Origin of the sequence: Paenirhodobacter populi (genome assembly GCF_004022215.1) — a bacterium.
Classification (GTDB): Bacteria; Pseudomonadota; Alphaproteobacteria; order Rhodobacterales; family Rhodobacteraceae; genus Rhodobacter; species Rhodobacter populi.
In genome coordinates, this window is sequence record NZ_SAUZ01000046.1 from 1 (window position 1) to 17,734 (window position 17,734).

Annotated in this window: 11 protein-coding genes and 5 pseudogenes; 5 read left to right on the plus strand and 11 right to left on the minus strand. The window is 63.4% G+C overall.

Annotated elements, in window-relative coordinates:
- Positions 1 to 128: 128 nt before the first annotated feature.
- From D2T30_RS21925 to D2T30_RS21935, 3 genes and pseudogenes are all read right to left on the minus strand, one after another.
- Positions 129 to 458, minus strand: a pseudogene (locus tag D2T30_RS21925) (transposase); the annotation flags it as partial.
- A 435-nt stretch (positions 459 to 893) separates the two neighbouring features.
- Complete coding sequence (locus D2T30_RS21930; RefSeq protein ID WP_128210538.1) at positions 894 to 1,862, minus strand: IS5 family transposase; 969 nt, start codon at positions 1,860 to 1,862, stop codon at positions 894 to 896.
- A 209-nt stretch (positions 1,863 to 2,071) separates the two neighbouring features.
- Positions 2,072 to 2,347: pseudogene (locus D2T30_RS21935) on the minus strand (IS21 family transposase); the annotation flags it as partial.
- Between the two features lie 74 nt (positions 2,348 to 2,421).
- Between D2T30_RS21935 and D2T30_RS21940 the strand changes: the two are divergent.
- The 3 genes from D2T30_RS21940 (at position 2,422) to D2T30_RS23825 (ending at position 5,052) form a co-directional block, all read left to right on the plus strand.
- On the plus strand, positions 2,422 to 2,973 hold the full coding sequence (locus tag D2T30_RS21940) for an ATP-binding cassette domain-containing protein (RefSeq protein WP_241651371.1): 552 nt from the start codon (positions 2,422 to 2,424) through the stop codon (positions 2,971 to 2,973).
- Positions 2,974 to 3,043: 70 nt separating this feature from the next.
- Complete coding sequence (locus D2T30_RS21945) at positions 3,044 to 4,543, plus strand: CocE/NonD family hydrolase (RefSeq protein WP_241651372.1); 1,500 nt, start codon at positions 3,044 to 3,046, stop codon at positions 4,541 to 4,543.
- 128 nt (positions 4,544 to 4,671) lie between these two features.
- The gene (locus tag D2T30_RS23825) at positions 4,672 to 5,052 is read left to right on the plus strand and encodes a hypothetical protein (RefSeq protein ID WP_241560760.1); all 381 of its coding nucleotides are present in this window, start codon (positions 4,672 to 4,674) and stop codon (positions 5,050 to 5,052) included.
- Positions 5,053 to 5,080: 28 nt separating this feature from the next.
- Here D2T30_RS23825 and D2T30_RS21950 read toward each other — a convergent pair whose 3' ends face one another.
- The 8 genes and pseudogenes from D2T30_RS21950 to D2T30_RS21985 all read right to left on the minus strand — a co-directional run.
- The gene (locus tag D2T30_RS21950) at positions 5,081 to 5,851 is read right to left on the minus strand and encodes an ABC transporter ATP-binding protein (protein ID WP_128210539.1); all 771 of its coding nucleotides are present in this window, start codon (positions 5,849 to 5,851) and stop codon (positions 5,081 to 5,083) included.
- Positions 5,848 to 7,818, minus strand: a complete 1,971-nt coding sequence (gene fhuB / locus D2T30_RS21955; protein ID WP_128210540.1) for a Fe(3+)-hydroxamate ABC transporter permease FhuB — start codon at positions 7,816 to 7,818, stop codon at positions 5,848 to 5,850. Before fhuB ends, D2T30_RS21950 begins: the two co-directional genes overlap by 4 nt.
- Positions 7,815 to 8,693: an ABC transporter substrate-binding protein gene (locus D2T30_RS21960; protein WP_128186417.1), complete on the minus strand. Its 879-nt coding sequence runs from the start codon at positions 8,691 to 8,693 to the stop codon at positions 7,815 to 7,817. Before D2T30_RS21960 ends, fhuB begins: the two co-directional genes overlap by 4 nt.
- A complete protein-coding gene (locus D2T30_RS21965; protein WP_128210541.1) occupies positions 8,687 to 10,810 on the minus strand; it encodes a TonB-dependent siderophore receptor in 2,124 nt (707 codons plus the stop codon). Before D2T30_RS21965 ends, D2T30_RS21960 begins: the two co-directional genes overlap by 7 nt.
- 86 nt (positions 10,811 to 10,896) lie before the next feature.
- Entirely contained in the window at positions 10,897 to 11,784 is an 888-nt protein-coding gene (locus D2T30_RS21970) for a helix-turn-helix domain-containing protein (RefSeq protein WP_241651373.1), read from the minus strand.
- Positions 11,785 to 11,952: 168 nt separating this feature from the next.
- Positions 11,953 to 13,332 carry a class I SAM-dependent methyltransferase gene (locus tag D2T30_RS21975; protein ID WP_164884402.1) on the minus strand — a complete coding sequence of 460 codons (1,380 nt, stop codon included), beginning with the start codon at positions 13,330 to 13,332 and terminating at the stop codon, positions 11,953 to 11,955.
- Positions 13,333 to 13,384: 52 nt separating this feature from the next.
- Positions 13,385 to 15,634, minus strand: a complete 2,250-nt coding sequence (locus D2T30_RS21980; protein ID WP_128210543.1) for a FepA family TonB-dependent siderophore receptor — start codon at positions 15,632 to 15,634, stop codon at positions 13,385 to 13,387.
- Positions 15,635 to 15,994: 360 nt separating this feature from the next.
- A pseudogene (locus D2T30_RS21985) lies at positions 15,995 to 16,249 on the minus strand (integrase core domain-containing protein); the annotation flags it as partial.
- Positions 16,250 to 16,707: 458 nt separating this feature from the next.
- On the opposite strand from D2T30_RS21985, the pseudogene D2T30_RS21995 reads away from it, so the two are divergent.
- Positions 16,708 to 17,266, plus strand: a pseudogene (locus D2T30_RS21995) (IS5 family transposase); the annotation flags it as partial.
- 104 nt (positions 17,267 to 17,370) lie between these two features.
- Positions 17,371 to 17,613, plus strand: a pseudogene (locus D2T30_RS22000) (IS110 family transposase); the annotation flags it as partial.
- Between the last annotated feature and the right edge of the window lie 121 nt (positions 17,614 to 17,734).

Below are 17,734 nucleotides of genomic sequence, written 5' to 3' on the forward strand. Positions count from 1 at the left end.
TGTTCAGGATGAATGCGAAGAAACGGGCGGCTCCCTTGCCGGCAAACGGGCTTCGTCGATGGCCCCGGAGGCTCGCGGTATGCCGCCCGCACCATCCTTCATAGCGGATTCTGCAAAGACAGGAGGCTCAAGGTAGAAAAGTCGGGAACGGGCCAGTCGAGGCCTGCCATTGACAGGATGCTCGCCACCAACTCTGTCGTTTGCCGCAGCGGCAGCCCGAACAGGACCTTCACCATCAGGCAGAACTGGATCGCGTTCGTCGGGCAAACGGTCCCCCGGACTGTTTTCTGATCCTCCTCACCGCTGAAGACCGGCGGTCGACCATTACGACCGCCCTTCGGCGAGAACCATGCCATGTCTTTGTCCAGCCAGATCAGCAGAGACCCTCTTCGCCGCAACGCATCATTATAGGATTTCCAGTTCGTCGTGCGGTAGCAGGAAGGATCAGGCTTACTCATGACGGAAGCCTAACAGCATGGATTCGCCGTGGGAATCCAGCTGGAAAGGGAGTTCTGCAACAACGCCGGCTCGATCCGCAAACCGTCTCGGAACCCGCGCGCCGTTTTGAGGCGCCGAAATGGTGAGTGAACCGATTCGTCCACGTCTTGCGCGATCACAGACCGTGGCGAAGAAAACTGTTGTCCGCCGTCTTACGGAACAGCTTTGCGCTCTCACGCGGTCTTAAATGAGAAATAATAATCGAGATCTTCGGTGGATATTATGGACAGACCTCTCGTCTAGCCAGACCAAGTTTTGGAGATGCCCAATGGTTACGCCGCTGCATGGTTCCGAGCCTGCTAATACGATCGAATATGACGCCGACGTTCTTGTGATCGGAGGGGCATTGTTGCAGAAGTCATTCGATGGCCTGACTTTCCCCTTTCCCGTTGGGTTCAGGCCACGCGTTCGATCTCGGCAGTGCCGAGTGCATTGAAACGGTTCATGAGTGCAACGCGGATGTGGACTTCGGCTGTCTGGCGGTCGGGGTCGCGTGATGCAATGCGTTCCCCGAACGACTTGAGACACCTCATCCTGGCCTCGATCCGGCTTCGGACGTGATATCCTGACCAGCGTTTCCAGGCTGCCCTTCCCAGGCGTTGTGTGGCCTTGAGGATCTCGTTGCGGGCCTTAGCGGCGGGACAGTTCTCGCGCCATCGCCGCCCGTTCTTGCGGATGGGTATGATCGCTGTGCCGCCGCGCTCGAGGATCGCGCTATGGCATCGCCTTGTGTCAAAAGCGCCATCGCCGGTCACGGTGCCGATCTGTTCGTCAACAGGGATCTGGTCCAGCAGATGGGGCAGAACCCTCGCCGGTTCGCTCGAACCGGTGGCGCTCACCGGCTCGATGTCGCCCTTGTCGCTCGAGGTGAATTCCACGGCACGGATGTCGCCGGTGGCCGTGTCCATCGCCAGATGAACCTTGCGATACTGGCGTCGGCGCTGCGTGCCGTGCTTCCGCGCAAGCCACTCCCCATCCCCGAGGAACTTGATCCCTGTGCTGTCCACAAGCAGGTTCAGCGGGCCGGACGCACGGCGGTTCGATATCTGCACCGTGATCCGCTTCTGTCGGCGGCTCACGGTAGAAAAGTCCGGCACCGGCCAGTCGAGACCGGCCATCGACAAGATGCTTGCCACCATCCCGGTCGTTTGACGAAGTGGTAGCCCGAACAGAACCTTCACCATCAAACAAAACTGGACAGCTGCATCGCTGAACACCGGCGGTCGGCCTTTGGCTCCGACTTTCGGCGCAAACCACGTCATGTCCTTGTCCAACCAGATCAGCAGGGAACCGCGCCGCTTCAGGGCCTCGTTGTAACTCTTCCAGTTCGTCGTCCGATAGCGGGTAGGGTCAGGTCTCGTCATCTCAGACCATTAACCCCATGGATTCCTCGTGTGAATCCCACGGCCAAGGAACTTCTGCAACAACGCCCGTTGGACTGGGAAAATCTGACGGAATCTCGCCTCGCGTCGAGCTACCCAATTCCCCCCCCTTGATCAAATTTGGCGGAAAGTGAGGTAAGTAATTTTCGATCCAACCCTTATTCCGCAAGTACTCTCTATTCGACGAGGTGGTTGATCTGGCGCTCCTTGCCGCGCCCAAGCCGATCCACTGCTGTCTTCGTGTTATCATAGATGCTACGTTCCGACACACCGCCCAGAACGCGGAGGCCGTGCCAGTGGGCATCGAACAGCATCTCGCGGATCTGAAGCAGATACGCCCGCACGGGGAATGCCCGGCTGTGCGACAGCTTGATATGCGCAACTTGCAGCTTCGTTCGCTCCCCACCCAGGACGGCATAGTCCTCGCTCCAGTCGAATTGAAAGGCTTCGCCGGGAAGGAAGGACAAACGGTAGCGTCCACGGGCGTGGCGTAATTTCGTCGACGCTGCCGCCCGGGTTCCGTGCCCGTGATGCCGGTCAGTTGCGACGGATCCAACTCGTCTATCAACTGCCCGATGTCGCGCTGAACCCGCGCCAGATCGTGGGCGAGGCGATCGGCCTGCCGCTCGCGCTGTTCCGCGGGTTGCGCGGCAGGACCCTCTCCGCGGAAACCGACCGGCTTCTGCACCAGATCGGACTGCCCGCCGATTTCGCGGCGCGGCTGCCCTCGGCCCTGTCGGGCGGGCAGAAGCAGCGCGTCTGCATCGCCCGGGCGCTGGCCGCCGAACCCGATCTGATGATCTGCGACGAGGTGACATCGGCGCTCGATCCGCTGGTCGCGGAGGAAATCCTGCGGCTGCTGCGCCGGTTGCAGGACGAACTGGGGATGACCTACCTGTTCATCACCCATGACCTGTCGGTAGTGCAGCGCCTCGCGGATCGGGTGATGGTGATGCAAAAGGGCCGCGTGGTCGAAACCGGAGACACCGCCGCGCTGTTCGCCGCCCCTGCCGACCCCTACACCCGACGCCTGATCGACGCCGTGCCGCAACTGCGCACCGACTGGCTGGACGAGGTCATGACCGCCCGCTGAGCCCGCCAACATCACCGATTGCGGGGGGCGCCCGGCGCCCTCTGCCCCTGACATGCCTGCGGAGGGCAAAATGGATCTGGAAGTCATTGAAAATACATGGATCACCCTGCGCGACGGCACCCGCCTCGCGGCGCGGATCTGGCTGCCCGAGGGCACGCGTTCCCGCCCCGTCCCGGCGGTTCTGGAATATATCCCCTACCGCAAGCGGGACGGCACCCGCGGCCGCGACGAGCCGATGCACGGCTATTTCGCGCAGAACGGTTATGCGGCCGTGCGCGTCGACATCCGCGGCACCGGCGAGTCAGATGGCCATCTGGCGGATGAATACCTGAAGCTGGAACAGGACGACGCGCTGGAAGTGATCGACTGGATCGCGGCGCAGGACTGGTGTTCGGGAAATGTCGGCATGATGGGCAAGAGCTGGTCGGGTTTCAACTGCCTGCAGGTCGCCGCCCGCCGCCCCGCCGCCCTCAAGGCGATCCTGACCTGCTATTCCACCGATGACCGGTTCCGCGACGACATCCATTTCATGGGCGGCTGCCTGCTGAACGACAACCTGTGGTGGGGATCGATCATGCTCGCCTACCAGTCGCGCCCGCTCGATCCTGAGATCGCGGGCGAAGGCTGGCGCGCGCGCTGGCTCGACCGGATCGCGACGATGCCGTTCTTCCCGGCGCTCTGGACCGCGCATCAGAGCTATGACGCCTACTGGAAGCATGACTCGGTGCAGGAGGACTGGTCCGCGATCCAGTGCCCGGTGATGGTGGTCGGGGGCTGGGCCGACAGCTACACCAATTCGGTGCCGCGGCTGCTTGAAAAGCTTCAGGTTCCCTCGCGCGGGATCATCGGTCCCTGGGGGCATGTCTATCCGCATGACGGCATACCCGGACCGGCCATCGGCTTTCTGCAGGAGGCGGCGCGTTGGTGGGATTACTGGCTGAAGGGCGTCGACAGCGGCATCATGGATGAACCGCAGCTCCGCGCCTTCATCAACGATCCGGTGGCACCCACCGGCACGCGCGATGTTCAGCTCGGCCACTGGGTCGGCGAGGGCCGCTGGCCCACCTCCGCGATCGGCACAAAGGTCCTGCATCTGCACGCGACCGGCGCGCTGTCCGGCGAACCGGACCCCGAGGACGCTCCCCTGCCCGTCCGTTCGCCGCAGGATCACGGTCGCGCGGCGGGCGAATGGATGGGCACCGGCTGCGCGGGTGAGATGCCGACGGATCAACGGCTGGATGACGGCGGATCGCTGAACTTCACTACCCCGGTGCTGGCGAAGACGGTCGAGGTTCTGGGCGCTCCCGAATTGTTGCTGCAGCTCGCCTCCGATGTGCCGGTCGCGCAACTGAGGGTGCGGCTATGTGACGTGCTGCCCTCGGGCGAGGTGCTGCGGGTATCCTATCAGGTGCTGAACCTGACCCACCGCGACAGCCATGAAAATCCGACACCTCTGGAACCGGGCAGGACCTACCGGGTGAAGATCACGCTTTCGGCTTGCGGTCATCGGTTCCTGCCGGGGCACCGGATCCGTGTCTTGATCGGCACGGCCTACTGGCCTGCGATCTGACCCGCGCCAGCCGCCGCCACAGTCAAGATCCGGCCCGCGGGCCCGCATCTGGCCCTGCCGGTGCGGGACCCGCGCGCACCCAAACCGAGGTCCGCTTTGCTCAGCCCGCACATGGCCCGCGCGCGCCGATGACACAGACCGATCCGGGGATGATGCGGCGGCAATCTTCGTTCGACCATCTGACCGGCGTCGCGACCTATGTGACCGAGGGGCGCGGCGGCCTGTTCGGCGAAGGCGTGGTGCGCTTCGACAAGATTGGCACCGAACTGGCGCATGACCTGCGCCGCGAGCGGACGATCCGACCGGAAGATCCCCTTTCCGCGCGCTACGTTCTGACCCAAAGCTATGAAATGGGCCGCGAAGGCTGGCGCACGCGGGTGGAGACGGTGACCGGGATGACCTCGGATGCTGGTCATTTTCATCTGACGGGGCGGTTGATTGCCTATGATGGAACAACCGAAGTGACCCGTCGGGACTGGTTCGAAACGATCCCGCGCCATCTGATCTGAAACGTCTGCCGCCCGCCTCTCGGAGAAGTCAGGATCCGGGCAGGGCGAAAACCTGGTTTTCCTGCACGGAAACCGTCATCGGCAGGCCGTAGATCCGCTGCAACGTGTCGGCGGTCATCAGCGCGGATACCGGCCCCTCGAACACCAGACGCCCGGCACCAAGCGCCACGACATGATCGCAATACCGCGCGACCATGTTCACGTCATGCAGGACCACGACCACGGACATTCCACCCTCGCGGCACATCGTCCGCAGCAGCGCCAGAACCTCCACCTGATGAGCGATGTCGAGGGCCGAGATCGGCTCGTCCAGCAAGAGCGTGCGCGCGCCCTGCGCCAGCATGACCGCGATCCAGGCGCGCTGCCGCTCTCCGCCCGACATGGTGTCGACGATCCGCCCCTTCAGGCGGGCGAGGCCGCATCGGGTGATGGCCTCTTCCACGGCGGCGGTATCCTCCTCGCGGAACCGGCCAAGCGCCCCGCGCCATGGATAGCGGCCGAGGGCGACCAGTTCCTCAAGCCGCATCCCTTCCGAGGCGGGCGTCACCTGCGGCAGATAGGCGAGGTGACGGGCCAGCGCCCGCGGCGTCCAGCGCGACAGATCCTGCCCGGCATAGCCGATGCTGCCGGCCGAGGGCGCGTGCTGGCCCGCCAGCATCTTCAGCACCGTCGACTTGCCCGAGCCGTTGCGCCCGATCAGCGCGGTGACCACGCCTTCGGGAATGTCGAGGTCGAGCCCGTCGACCAGCCTCCGCCCCGGCACATCCCGGCAGACGCCGCGCAGGGAAAACAGGGTCATGAGCGGCTCCTTTTCAGCAGCAGGACGAACAGCCAGGGCGTGCCGATCAGCGTGGCGAAGAGCCCGAGCGGCAGGTCGTATGGATAGCCCGCGGTGCGCGCGCCAAAGGCCGCGATCACCATCAGAAGCGCGCCGATCAGCCAGCTTGCGATGACAAAGGGCGCGGCCCGGACGAGGCCGAGACTGCGCGCCAGATGCGGCGCCATCAGGCCGACGAAGCTGACCGGCCCGACCAGCATCGTCGCCACGCCCGTCGCCAGCCCGGCCAGCAGGACCAGACCCGGCCGGATGCGGGAGAGGCGGAGGCCAAGGGCGCGCGAAACCTCGGTGCCGAGCGGCAGGATCTCCAGCCATCGCGCGGCGGCGAGCAGCGCGCCGAGCAGCCCGAGCGCCAGAGCCGCCAATGCCAGCGCGCCTTCCGGCGTCACGCGTCCCGCGCTGCCGGCGAGCCAGCCAAGGATCACCCAGGACCGCCGGTCACCCGAGGCCATGATCGCCGTCAGCACCGCCCCGGCGAAGGCGCCGATCGCGAGCCCGGCAAGCAGGATCCGCGCGGGCGCCATGTCCCGCCGCAACGCGTGAACGGAAAGCGCGGCAAGCGCCAGCGCGCCCCCGGCCGCCGTGCCGAAGGCGAGCGCGGGCGTTCCCGGCGCCTCGATCAGGAAGACCGTCGCGGCATAGCCGAGCGACGCGCCCCCGGTGACGCCCAGCACCTCGGGCGCGGCCATCGGATTGGCGGTCAGCCGTTGCAGGATCGCCCCCGACCCCGCCAGCAGCGCCCCCGCCGAGGCGGCGGCAAGGATCGCCGTCGCCCGCAGCGGCAGGAATGTCTCACGCAGCGCGGGCGCGATGAAGCCCCAGCCCTCCGGGCCGCGCCCGCCGATCAGCGTCAGCAGGGCGAGGGCGACGGTCAGCGCCGCAAGCCCCCACAGGATCCGCCCGGGATGAGGCGCGCGGGGGGCATGCCGGTCCCCTTCCTCGGCCGTCGTGGGCACCCGGCTCCGCATCCGCGGCAGGAGCCAGATCAGCAGCGGCCCGCCGATCAGCCCGGTCAGCGCCCCGGTCGGCAGATCCGGCCCGCCAAGCGCCGCAAGCGCAAGCAGCACCCCATCGGCGAGAGACAGCACCACCGCCCCTGCCACGGCGGCAAGCATCAGCCGCCGGCGCAGCGTCCTCGCCCCCAGCCCCTGCACGATGGCGGGGGCGGCAAGGCCCACGAACCCGACCAGACCGACCTCGGCCGAGACCATGGCGGACAGGAACACCGCCAGCACCAGCACCCCGAAGCGCAGCGGCACCAGCCGCAGGCCAAGCCCGCGCGCGGCCCCGGATCCAAGCGACATCACCATCAGCGGCCGCGCGAGCAGCGCCGCAAGCACCAGCCCGGGCAGCAGCACGGCCCCCAGCCGCCACACCCCGGTCCAGTCCTGCTGCGTCAGCGCGCCGCCGTTCCACATCACCAGCGACAGCAGGTAATGCCCCTGCGACAGGGTCAGCGCCGTGGCGATGGCCGAAGCCATCAGCCCGACCAGCATCCCGGCGATCGTCACCGTCACCGGCGCGAAATCCCGCCGCGCCCCAAGCGCCATCACCAGCGCGGTCGCCGCCCCCGCCCCGGCCAGCGCAACCGGCAAGCTTCCCGCGACCAGCCACCCCGGCGCAAGGATCGTCGCCGCCACGACCGCGAGCTGTGCGCCCGAAGCGGTGCCGAGCGTGGTCGGATCGGCCAGCGGATTGCGCAGCACCGCCTGCATCAGCCCGCCCGCAAGGCCAAGCAGCGCCCCCGCCAGCAGCGCCACCACGCCGCGCGGCATCAAGCCATAGGCCAGCAGGATCTGCGGAACCTCCATCGTTTCGGCGCGCCACGGCCGCGCTGGCCATGCCCCGGGCGGCAGCACGGCCAGCGCCGCCGCCAGCCAAAGCACAGCCGCAAGGCCCGCCGCAAGAGGCAGCAGCAGGCGCGTCATGCGGCGCTCTCCAGCGCGTCGGCAAGGTCGCGCCCGAAGCGCAGGGCCGAGGGGATGCCGCCAAAACCGTTGATCTCGGGCAGGCGGTGTATCCGACCCGCGCGCACCGGCGGCAGGCTGTTCCACAGCGCGCCGGTGCGCAGGGCGCGTTCGGCCTGCGGCGGTACATCGCCAATGACGACGAACCGCGCCTGCGGGAAATCCGCAAGCCGTTCAAGCGGCACCGGCGCGGCAAAGGCAAACCGCGTGCGCGCGGACCAGGCGTTGCGCAGCCCCATCGCACGCAGCGCGCCGTCGAACAGGCTGTCGTCGCCGAAGACGCGGATATGGCGGGCGTCCCCCATCTCCATCAGCAGGCAGTCGCGATCGGCCACCCCCGCGACCCGCACGGCAAGTGCCGCGAACGCGACCCCGACATCGCGGCGAACCTGCTCCCCCGCGCCGGATCCAAGCACGGCGGCAAGATCCGGGATCAGATCCATCAGCCCGGGAAAGGGCGCCTCGCCGGGGGTATAGAGATTTCGGCTGAACACCGGGGCGATGCGGCGCAACTGCGGCTCGACGAAGCTGTAATATTCCGAGGACAGGATCACATCGGGCGCGGTCAGGCTCAGCGCCTCGAGGTTCGGGGTGCCGCGCAGGCCCAGATCCACGGTCCCCGGCGCGGGCGGCTGCGGCGCGCTGAGACGGAAGGAGACGAGTTCCGCGATCGCCACGGGCGGCTGGCCAAGCGCCATGGCGGTTTCCGCCATGGCCCAGTCGATCGCGGCGATGCGCGGCGTCGCGGCAGCAGCCGGACGCGCCCCGCCCGCCACGGCAAGCGCCGCGGCGAGAAGGGCGCGACGGGTCGGGCCGCGTCGCCCGTCTGTCACCATTTGTAGCTCAGGCTCGCGGTCACGGTCCGTCCATCGCCATAGTAGCTTGAATTCAGCCCGACGGCGGAGATGTAAAGCTCATCCGTCACGTTGTTGATGTTGAGCCGCCCTATCACGCCTTCGCTGAATTCATAGCTCGCGCCAAGGTCCAGCAGCGTCACGCTGTCGAGCTTTTCGGTATTCGCGTCGGAGCTCCAGCGTTCGCCGATATGGCGCAATCCGCCCCCCAGCGTCAGCCCGTCGAGCGTGCCTTGCGTGAAGCTTTGCTGCAGCCACAGGCTTGCGGCATGGCGCGGGGTATTCGCCAGCTCGTTGCCGTCGTCATCCCCGGTGATGTTCGTGATCGTCCAGGTATAGGCGCCCTTCAGCGACCAGCCCTCGCCGATCCCGGCCGTGCCTTCGAGCTCCAGCCCCCGCACCCGCGCCTCGCCGATCTGGCGGGTGCCGGTGATCGTGCCGCCATCGACCTCCTTCTCGACCGATGTGTTGCGGTCGGTTTCGCGCAGGTCATAGAGCGCGGCGGTGAACAGCCCGTCGAAGGCCGTGGGTTCGTATTTCAGGCCCAGTTCCCACTGCTTGCCATGGGTCGGCTTCAGCACCTTGCCGTCGATGTCGAAGCCCGGCTGCGGCAGGTAGGACGTCCCGTAGGACAGATAGCTGAACAGCCCGCCTTCCCAGAGATAGCCGAGGCTGGCGTGCCCCGTGGCCTGCCGGTCGTCCCGCGCATAATCTGTGGTGCCGTAATTGGTGACGTTGCCGCCCGACTGATCGGTCCATTCATGGCGCAGGCCGACAGTCGCGCGCCAGTTGCCCATCGACATCTCGTCCAGCGCATAAAGGCCGACCTGCGAAGCATCCACATCCTTGTCGGCGGTGTACCACGGATCGCCGATGCCCAGTCCCCCGCGCGAGGGGTTGGCATAGTCGATCGCGTCCGCCGTCGAAAAGCCGGTATAGGCGCTTTCCTTGAACTTCTGCGCATCAAGCCCGAAGGTCAGCGCATGGTTGACCGCACCGGTCGTGGCCCCGCCCGACAGGCGCAGATCGGTGCCCCAGCTTTCGAACTTCTCCCGCTGCGTGATGATCCCCCGGTCAATCAGTGTCCCCGACGCCGCGTCGAGATACATGCTGTGATAGGTCCAGTCGAACTTGGTATAGCGGAAGGTGTTGTTCAGCTTCCAGCCATTGCCGAAGTCATGCGTCAGGCCGAAGCTGAGCGTCGTCATCTTGCGGTCGCTGTCGTCGATCGATCTGTCGCCAAAGTAGAAGTCGCGCAGATCTCGGCCATCGACCTGACCGACAAGGCTCGACGGCACGCCCGTCGGCGTGATCGGTTCGTCGTCGTGATGGCTCGCCATGAATTCAAGCTCGGTCGAATCCGTCAGCAGGTAGCTGGCCGAAAGGCCCAGGTAGGCGCGCTTGTTGTCGATTTCATCGACATCGGTCTTGGTATTGCCCGCCTTGGCGGTGATCCGGTAGGCGAAACGGTCATCGACCACGCGGTTGGCATCGCCGAAGGCCGAGAACGAATCGTTCGAATCCGCCTCGATCCCGAGCTCGGTGAAATCGCCGTCCGCCTGCGCGCGCTTCTGGATCATGTTGACAAGACCCGCCGGAGTTCCCGACCCGTAGAGCAGCGACGCCGGGCCGCGCAGCACCTCGACCCGTTCGAGGCCATAAAGCTCGAAAGCCGGCGCGCTGGTTGGATACTGGGTCGAGCGCATCAGCCGCAGTCCGTCCAGAAACTTGTCGTTCTCCAGATTGAAGCCGCGCAGGTAAAGGCTGTCGAAGCGCGGATCGGCCCCGTAGTTCTCGGTTACGATACCGGCGGAATAGCCGAAGGCCTCGGACAGGTTGCGCGCCCCCTGCGCATCCATCTGATCGCGGGTGACGACGGAAATTGCATAGGGCGCTTCGAAGATCGGGGTGCCGGTCTTGGTCGTGGCGGAAGAACGCGCGACAAAGCCGGTAGTCGGCGCCTTCGGATTTTCCGTCCCGGTGATTGTGATCGTTCCAAGGAAGGTCTCCCGCGCGGGGTCGGCCTCCTGCGCGATGGCGCCGGTCGCAAGGACCGCGAAGAGGCTGGTGCCCAGAAGCAGGGAGCGAGGTTTCATCATGATCCGGTGCCATAGTTTCAGGGAATATTTCCGACTGTTTAGGTCATGAATATCGGCCTGTCTTGAACGGGACTGTTGCAATTTGTTCAAACCGGCTGGATTCCGCGCCGCCGCCAGACCGAGGGCGGGATGCCATACATCGCCCGGAACTGCCGCGACAGATGCGCCTGATCGGCGAAGCCGGTGGCATGGGCGATCTCGGCCATCGGCAGGGTGGAGGTCTCGATCATCTCGCGCGCGGCCTCCAGCCGGATCCGGGCCTGCCAGCGTTGCGGGGTTTCGTTGCGATCCCGGCGGAAGCAATGGGCGAACCAGCTGCCCGAGAGGCCAGCCACCTCGGCCAGTTCCGCGACACCCACCCGCCGGTGCAGGTTCGCGCGCAGGTGCCGCTCGATCTGGCCGAACTGGTAGGGCGAAAGGCCCCCCTGCGCCATGGGTTCCCTCTGCGGCACGGTGTCGAAGAATTCGGCCAGCGCCGCGCGCAAGAGGCCGTCGAGCATCATCTCGCCCCGGCGCGGGGTGCAGACCTCGGCCGCGGCGATCCGACCGAGCGCGACCAGATCGGCCCCCGGACCGATCATCCGCGGCCGGGTAAGGTCGGCATGGACCCCCGAATGCGCAAGCCGCTGCTGCAACGCCCCTGCCTCAAGGTGGAAGTCGAGATGCATCATCTCGCGCGCGGTCTCCATCCGGCTCCACAGCGGCACGCCCGCGGGGATGTAAAGCCCCTGCACGCCCCGATGCTCGGTCGCGGTTTCGGATGTGCGCAAGGCCATCGGCGGCGGGGATTCGTCCAGGAAGATCACCACCCGCGGATCTGGCGCGATATAGAAGCCGCCGCCGCCCCGCCCGCCATGGACGCGCCAGACATCCGCGATCGCTCCGGCGAAACGCCGATAGGACAGCGGAACAATCGGACGCAGGCCGCGCGTTCGGGATTCCATTCGCGGCAGGAATTCCCGGCTGATCTTCACATGTCCCCTCCCTGCAAGACGGATATGATATTCTGACAAAACTAATCAGAATTTTCAACCGCCGAGAGGGAAGGCAGAATATTACCTGCGACGGTCAGAGGGCGTTGATCATCAACGCCAGTCAGAGGCACCGGGCGACCTTATGGCCAAGGTTGACCAGATGATACACTATGCCACAGACGGGTCGTAATAAGGCAGATAACGTATCGGACTGAAGAAACCAGCCCGATCCATTTCTATTAGCGAAGCGATTTCGCCACTTCGCGCGGGGGACATATCACTTCCGACCGATATCACGCCTCCGGTAAAGACGCTGACGGGGCCGGGTATGACCGCATCAAGCATCTGCTGCATGGCAAGTGCATTAAACCGTGCCGCAAAGACCGGGTCTTGGCGTATTCCCCGCAGGGGATGCACCAGCCCAACCGCCATCATTCCAGATAAGAGCGTAAACAACTCGGGAAGGTTTCCGGAAAACATCGGCATTTCAACTAACATTCGCACCGTCGTGGGGCGTTGTCGCAATTGTTTCAGAACAGCATCAGCCATTGCGGGAGCTGGTTCGATCTGTCCGAAGGCAGTGGGCACGTAAAAACCTGCGACCTGCAGGCGACCGGGCATCAAGGCAAAAGACAATCCATCCAACATGACAGGAAGTTGCGGCGCCGGAATCCGCTGAACATTCGGAGCAAAAATATCGATGCGGCTCAACCGGCCCGTCGCAATATCACTCAAACCTGCACGATGGGCGCGAGATTGGGGTGCAGGGTGCGGGAGCCCACCGGGTAACGAAAAGACGTCGTGATTGGCTAAAGGATCGGCGCTTGCAGCAAATGTAAGACCCAGTCTTGCCAGATTCGCCATCAGAACCGGGGAAGGTTCGGCGATATAGTGACTATTCAGCAAATCATGCTGCAACACCTCTTCCGGCCAGCCGCTGATCGTCTCGATTATCCCGCGAACACCGGGCAAGCTGGCAAAGACACCCCACTTATCTTCTGCCATACGAGCCATTTCCGCCAAAGCATCGCGGACAGAGAGGTGTTCTACAAGTCCTGACAGAATTGCGCGCAGTGTGCGCCACAGATGTGCGCCCGGCTCGACCAAGTAATGCAGCACCCCTATGCCGCCTGGATCGATGGCCCCGGCGAACATCTGACGAAACTCCATCCGTTTCTGCTCCGACAGCCAAGCATACAATCCATGGGCTACGACATAATCGTAGTTCTTCCCTATGCGAGGATCATCGAACCCTCCCTGAATAAAGGAAACATTCGGCAAGGAAAGGCGGCCCGCCAGCTCCAGCGCCCGTCCGATATGCTGCGGATCCGGATCGACCCCCGTAAAATGCATGTCCGGGTTGGCACAGGCCAGCGCGATGACATCTATCCCGGTGCCGCAACCAATATCCAGGTATCTTGCGCCACGGGAACGTGGTGGAAGAAGCCCTTGCGATGCAAGCACCGCACATAGCCACGTAGGGTTCAGTTCCCGGTGGAGTTCTCCGCGATAAACTCCGATTTGGTTACTCAGACGATAATCAGTCATATAGAGAGCCCGTATGGTATGCCCGATTTCGGGCATACCTGATTTCACATCCTCAGAAGGTCTTGGTTATACCGATGTAGAAGGCACGGCCCGGTTCGTTGTAGGTGTTGGCACCGTTGCCGGTGCGCTCCAGCCGTTCGTCGAACAGGTTGGTGACACCGCCGATCAGGGTCGCCCCGTTTGCGAAGTCATACTTCAGATTGATGTTCGCGATGGCATAGGGGTCGCGCGGCTCCAGATCGGTACCGGTGGGGTCGCGTTCCGGGTTACTCCAGTTCGTCGTGCGCGCCTTGGTCTTGCCATAGAAACTGGCTGATGGCGTCACGGTGAACTGTTCGGTCACCATCCAGTCGACCGAAGCATTGATCGTGTATTTCGGGATCAGCGACAGCGGATCACCCGTCGTTTCGTTCTTCGACTGGATCATGTAGGTCGCGTTGACCGCGAAGCGCAGATCCTCGCGCAGTTCTTGCGAGAAGCTGGCCTCAAGGCCCGAGATCTTGGCCCGCGGCACATTTTCCCACTTATAATAGCGGTGTTCCAACCCGGTCGAGGGGTTGACGAACGTGCCCACTTCGGTCAGCCCGCCCATGATGTAGTTGCGGAAGTTGTTGTGGAAGGCGGTGAAAGTGGCGTTGGTGCCGTTCAGACTGTCATAAGCGACACCAATCTCGGTATTGACCGAGGTTTCGGGCTTCAGATCCGCGTTGCCGATGATAAAGCACTGCCTGGCCTGCGTCGCGCTGTCATACTCGTTGGTGCAACCGTTCCCCATCGACGTATAAACATAGTTGGGGTTCAATTGATACAAGTTCGGAGCCTTGAAGGCACGGGCGATACCGGCCTTCATCTGCCAGTTGTCGTTCAATTGATAGGTGGCGTTCAGGCTTGGCGAGATGTTGTCGCCGAAGGTATCGGCATGGTCGAGCCGCAGTGCTGGCGTCAGGGTCAGCGCATCGTTCCAGACGATGTTGCTTTCGGCATAAAGGCCAAGCAGCGTCTGATCCGTCGTCGAGTCGCGGCTATCCGGGTCGGTCGTGGTGCCCGGGATAATGCCGGGAATGCTCTGCGTGTTGGAAACGGCATCGTCCATCTTTTCGTAGCGGAAGTCCGCGCCGAGGGTCAGCGAGAGATGTTTACCGCCAATATTGCCGGGCATCGTCCATTCCGTCTTGCCCGAGAGATTGTCGAGCTTGATCGTCTTGAAGACGCTGTTGTCATAGGAATCCTGCGTGATCGACCCCTCGGGGCCGCCGGCGGTGCCTTCCGGCATGCGGGTGTTACGGGTGCGCTCGAACTGCAGGTAGCTGAAGGATTCCCCAAAAGCATAGTCACCACGATGCGTCACGCCAAAGGTCTGGCGATACATCTTGTTGGTTTCTTTGCCATAAAGGTTCTGAATTCGATCTTCGGTAATGAGGTTTGAGTTCTGTGTATCGCCCGCATAGCGGTTGCCCTGGCGGCTGAATGCGAATTCGAAGTCGATCGACTGACCGTCGACAGGCTCCCACGTGAGCAAGGCATCGAAGTCCTTATTCTCGACACCTTCACGCCCTGCCGGCACGGTGGCCTCGGTCCCGCCTTCTTCCAGCGTCGCCTTCTTGTTGATGTCGATCGCGTCGGGATCGGTCTTGTTCCAGTTCGCATTGAACCGCGCGTGCAGGTTCTGCGTCAGCGGCAGCGCATACATCAGGTTCACACGCCGGGTTTCACCTTCGTCGCTATGCTGCGGCGCATTGTAGCGCAATGCGACCTGCCCCATCGCCGTTTCGGGACGCTTGGTGATGATGTTGACCACGCCACCCGCAGCACCCGAACCATACCGTGCCGCCGCCGGACCACGGATCACTTCGATCCGCTCGATCAGCTCCGGCGCAACCCATTGGGAATCGCCGCGCGTGTCGCGTTCGCCCATGCGGCCCATGCGCACCGCATTGCGCGAATTGACTGGTTTACCGTCGATCAGGATCAGGGTATTTTCCGGCCCCATGCCCCGAATGTCGATCTGGCGCTGATTGCCGCGCTGGCCGGTCGTGGTATTGCCGGTCAGGTTGACGCCCGGCATCTTGCGCACGATTTCCGAAATGTCGTTCACCACCGGCGTGGTTTCCAGATTTTCTGCGCTGATTACCGACACGCCAAGCGACTGCTTGGTCTGTTGCTCGGCCGAAATGACAATCGTATCAAGCGTGGTTTCGTCGCCGACGGACGCTTCCTGCGCGACGGCCACACCGGTGAAAATTCCGACAGACATCAAAAGGGAAAGGGCCGTGCTAGTTGCAAGGCGAGAACTTAGGGGCATTTGTCGGCTCCTGATGAGGGGAAAGTGCTGGCAGAAAATGGCTCGCGAAGGATAATTCCTTCAAACATTCGTGATGCCACAGGTCAATCCCAATACCTGACACTTTCTGTCTAATAATATAGCGGGGGCATCTTGTGTCGCCAGAAAGCCACATTAAGGTTGTTGCGATACCCAATGTTCATCCGGATGAGGCCAGACCTTTGTTTTTTGCTCTGCTTCCGTTGTTTGGATCGCCCCGAGCTGGAGTTGTGCGGCTCTTGCTCTGCTCCCCGGGTTTGGACCGCCGCGATCTGGAGTTTCGCGGCTCTTGCTCTGCTCCCCGGGTTTGGACCGCCGCGATCTGGAGTTTCGCGGCTCTGATCACGGGGGCGGGCTGGTTGCACCACCGGGAATATGCAGGTCGATCGGCACGTTGTAACCGATCGCGCTGTGAGGCCGGACCTCGTTGTAGTCTCTGCGCCAAGCCTCCAACTTTTCGCGCGCATCCGCAAGATCCATGAACCAGTGGGCGTTCAGGCATTCTGCTCGCAGCTTTCTGTTGAAAGCTTCGTTGAAGCCGTTGTCGGTGGTTTGCCCCGGTCCGGAGAAATCCAGTGTGACACGGTTGGCATAAGCCGACGAACTATGCCGAGGCAAACGCAGCATATGGGGTGGACGCGGCACGATCAGGCGCACGCTCTATCTAGCAGCGGTCACGGCCAGTAGGTTTGACCCGCGGTTCCGGGCCTTCAAAGCGCACCTCCTAGCAGCCGGAAAGGCGAGGAAGCTCGGCATCGTCGCTTGCGCACGCAAACTCCTGACCGTGCTCAACGCGATGATGAGAACAGGAACGACCTACCGAGACGCCACCGCCTGAAACCCAGATGGGATGGTTGCCGCCCTCCCCAACCGGCCTCGCAATGTGCCAGCGTGAGAGGCAAAGACCTCCACAGAACGGAAAGGACGGCAAGATGCATGATATGATAGTCGGCGTCGATCTGGCCAAAACTGTTTTCCAGCTTCACGGGGCGTTGTTGCAGAAGTTCTTGGAGAGCAGGATTCCCATGGCGAATCCATGGGTTTAATGACCTGTCATGACCCGGCCTGATCCTGCCCGCTACCGCACAACGAACTGGAAATCCTACAATGAAGCGTTGCGGCGACGAGGGTCTCTGCTGATCTGGCTCGACAAAGACATGGTGTGGCTGGCGCCCAAGGCTGGTCGCAATGGTCGACCACCCGTGCTCAGCGATGCCGCGATTCAGTTCTGCCTGATGGTGAAGGTCCTGTTCGGGCTGCCACTACGGCAAACGACAGGGATGGTGGCGAGCATCCTGTCAATGGCCAAGCTCGACTGGCCTGTTCCGGACTTCTCGACGCTGAGCCGCAGGCAAAAGACCATAGCGGTGCAGATCACGCAGCGCCGTGCGCCAGGTCCGCTGAACCTGCTGGTGGACAGCACAGGGATCAAGTTCCTGGGTGAATGAGATGGGACCGTGGCTGCAGTGCAGCCGCGTAAGCCCATCGAATGAATGGTTGGCACGCAAACACGGCACGCATCGTCGGCGCCAATACCGCAAGGTCCATCTGGCGATGGACACAGCCACCGGGGACATCTGTGCGGTAGAATTCACCTCAAGCGACAAGGGCGACATCGAGCCGGTGACGCGCCACTGATGGAGTGGATGGCTCCCGCTCCCGGCATCGCAATGTGCCACATTGGGTGCTGTCATATGAACCCATGAAGGGAGCCATCCATGAAAGAGATTACCACAATAGGTTTGGATCTGGCCAAGAACGTATTCCAGGTTCACGCGATCGATGCCACGGGGGTGATTGTGATCCGGCGCCAGGTTCGTCGGTCGCAACTACTTCTGTTCTTTTCGCGCCTGTCCCCCTGCTTGATCGGCATGGAGGCCTGTGCCGGGGCGCATTACTGGGCACGCGAACTGGTGAAGCTCGGCCATGAAGTGCGGCTGATCCCGCCCTCCTACGTCAAGATCCCATGAGGAGGAGACTTGCGCCTCTGGCTCTGGAAGAGTCGAGACGCCCACTTTCTCTATGGAGATCATTGCCATGCCGACGACAGAGACCATCACTGCCGCCAAGATCACGACGACC

Bases quoted from the DNA above. Each gene is read 5' to 3' on its own strand.
- D2T30_RS21930 (WP_128210538.1), bottom strand. From the start codon at position 1,862: ATGACGAGACCTGACCCTACCCGCTATCGGACGACGAACTGGAAGAGT.
- D2T30_RS21945 (WP_241651372.1), top strand. From the start codon at position 3,044: ATGGATCTGGAAGTCATTGAAAATACATGGATCACCCTGCGCGACGGC.
- D2T30_RS23825 (WP_241560760.1), top strand. From the start codon at position 4,672: ATGACACAGACCGATCCGGGGATGATGCGGCGGCAATCTTCGTTCGAC.
- D2T30_RS21950 (WP_128210539.1), bottom strand. From the start codon at position 5,851: ATGACCCTGTTTTCCCTGCGCGGCGTCTGCCGGGATGTGCCGGGGCGG.
- fhuB (WP_128210540.1), bottom strand. From the start codon at position 7,818: ATGACGCGCCTGCTGCTGCCTCTTGCGGCGGGCCTTGCGGCTGTGCTT.
- D2T30_RS21960 (WP_128186417.1), bottom strand. From the start codon at position 8,693: ATGGTGACAGACGGGCGACGCGGCCCGACCCGTCGCGCCCTTCTCGCC.
- D2T30_RS21965 (WP_128210541.1), bottom strand. From the start codon at position 10,810: ATGATGAAACCTCGCTCCCTGCTTCTGGGCACCAGCCTCTTCGCGGTC.
- D2T30_RS21975 (WP_164884402.1), bottom strand. From the start codon at position 13,332: ATGACTGATTATCGTCTGAGTAACCAAATCGGAGTTTATCGCGGAGAA.
- D2T30_RS21980 (WP_128210543.1), bottom strand. From the start codon at position 15,634: ATGCCCCTAAGTTCTCGCCTTGCAACTAGCACGGCCCTTTCCCTTTTG.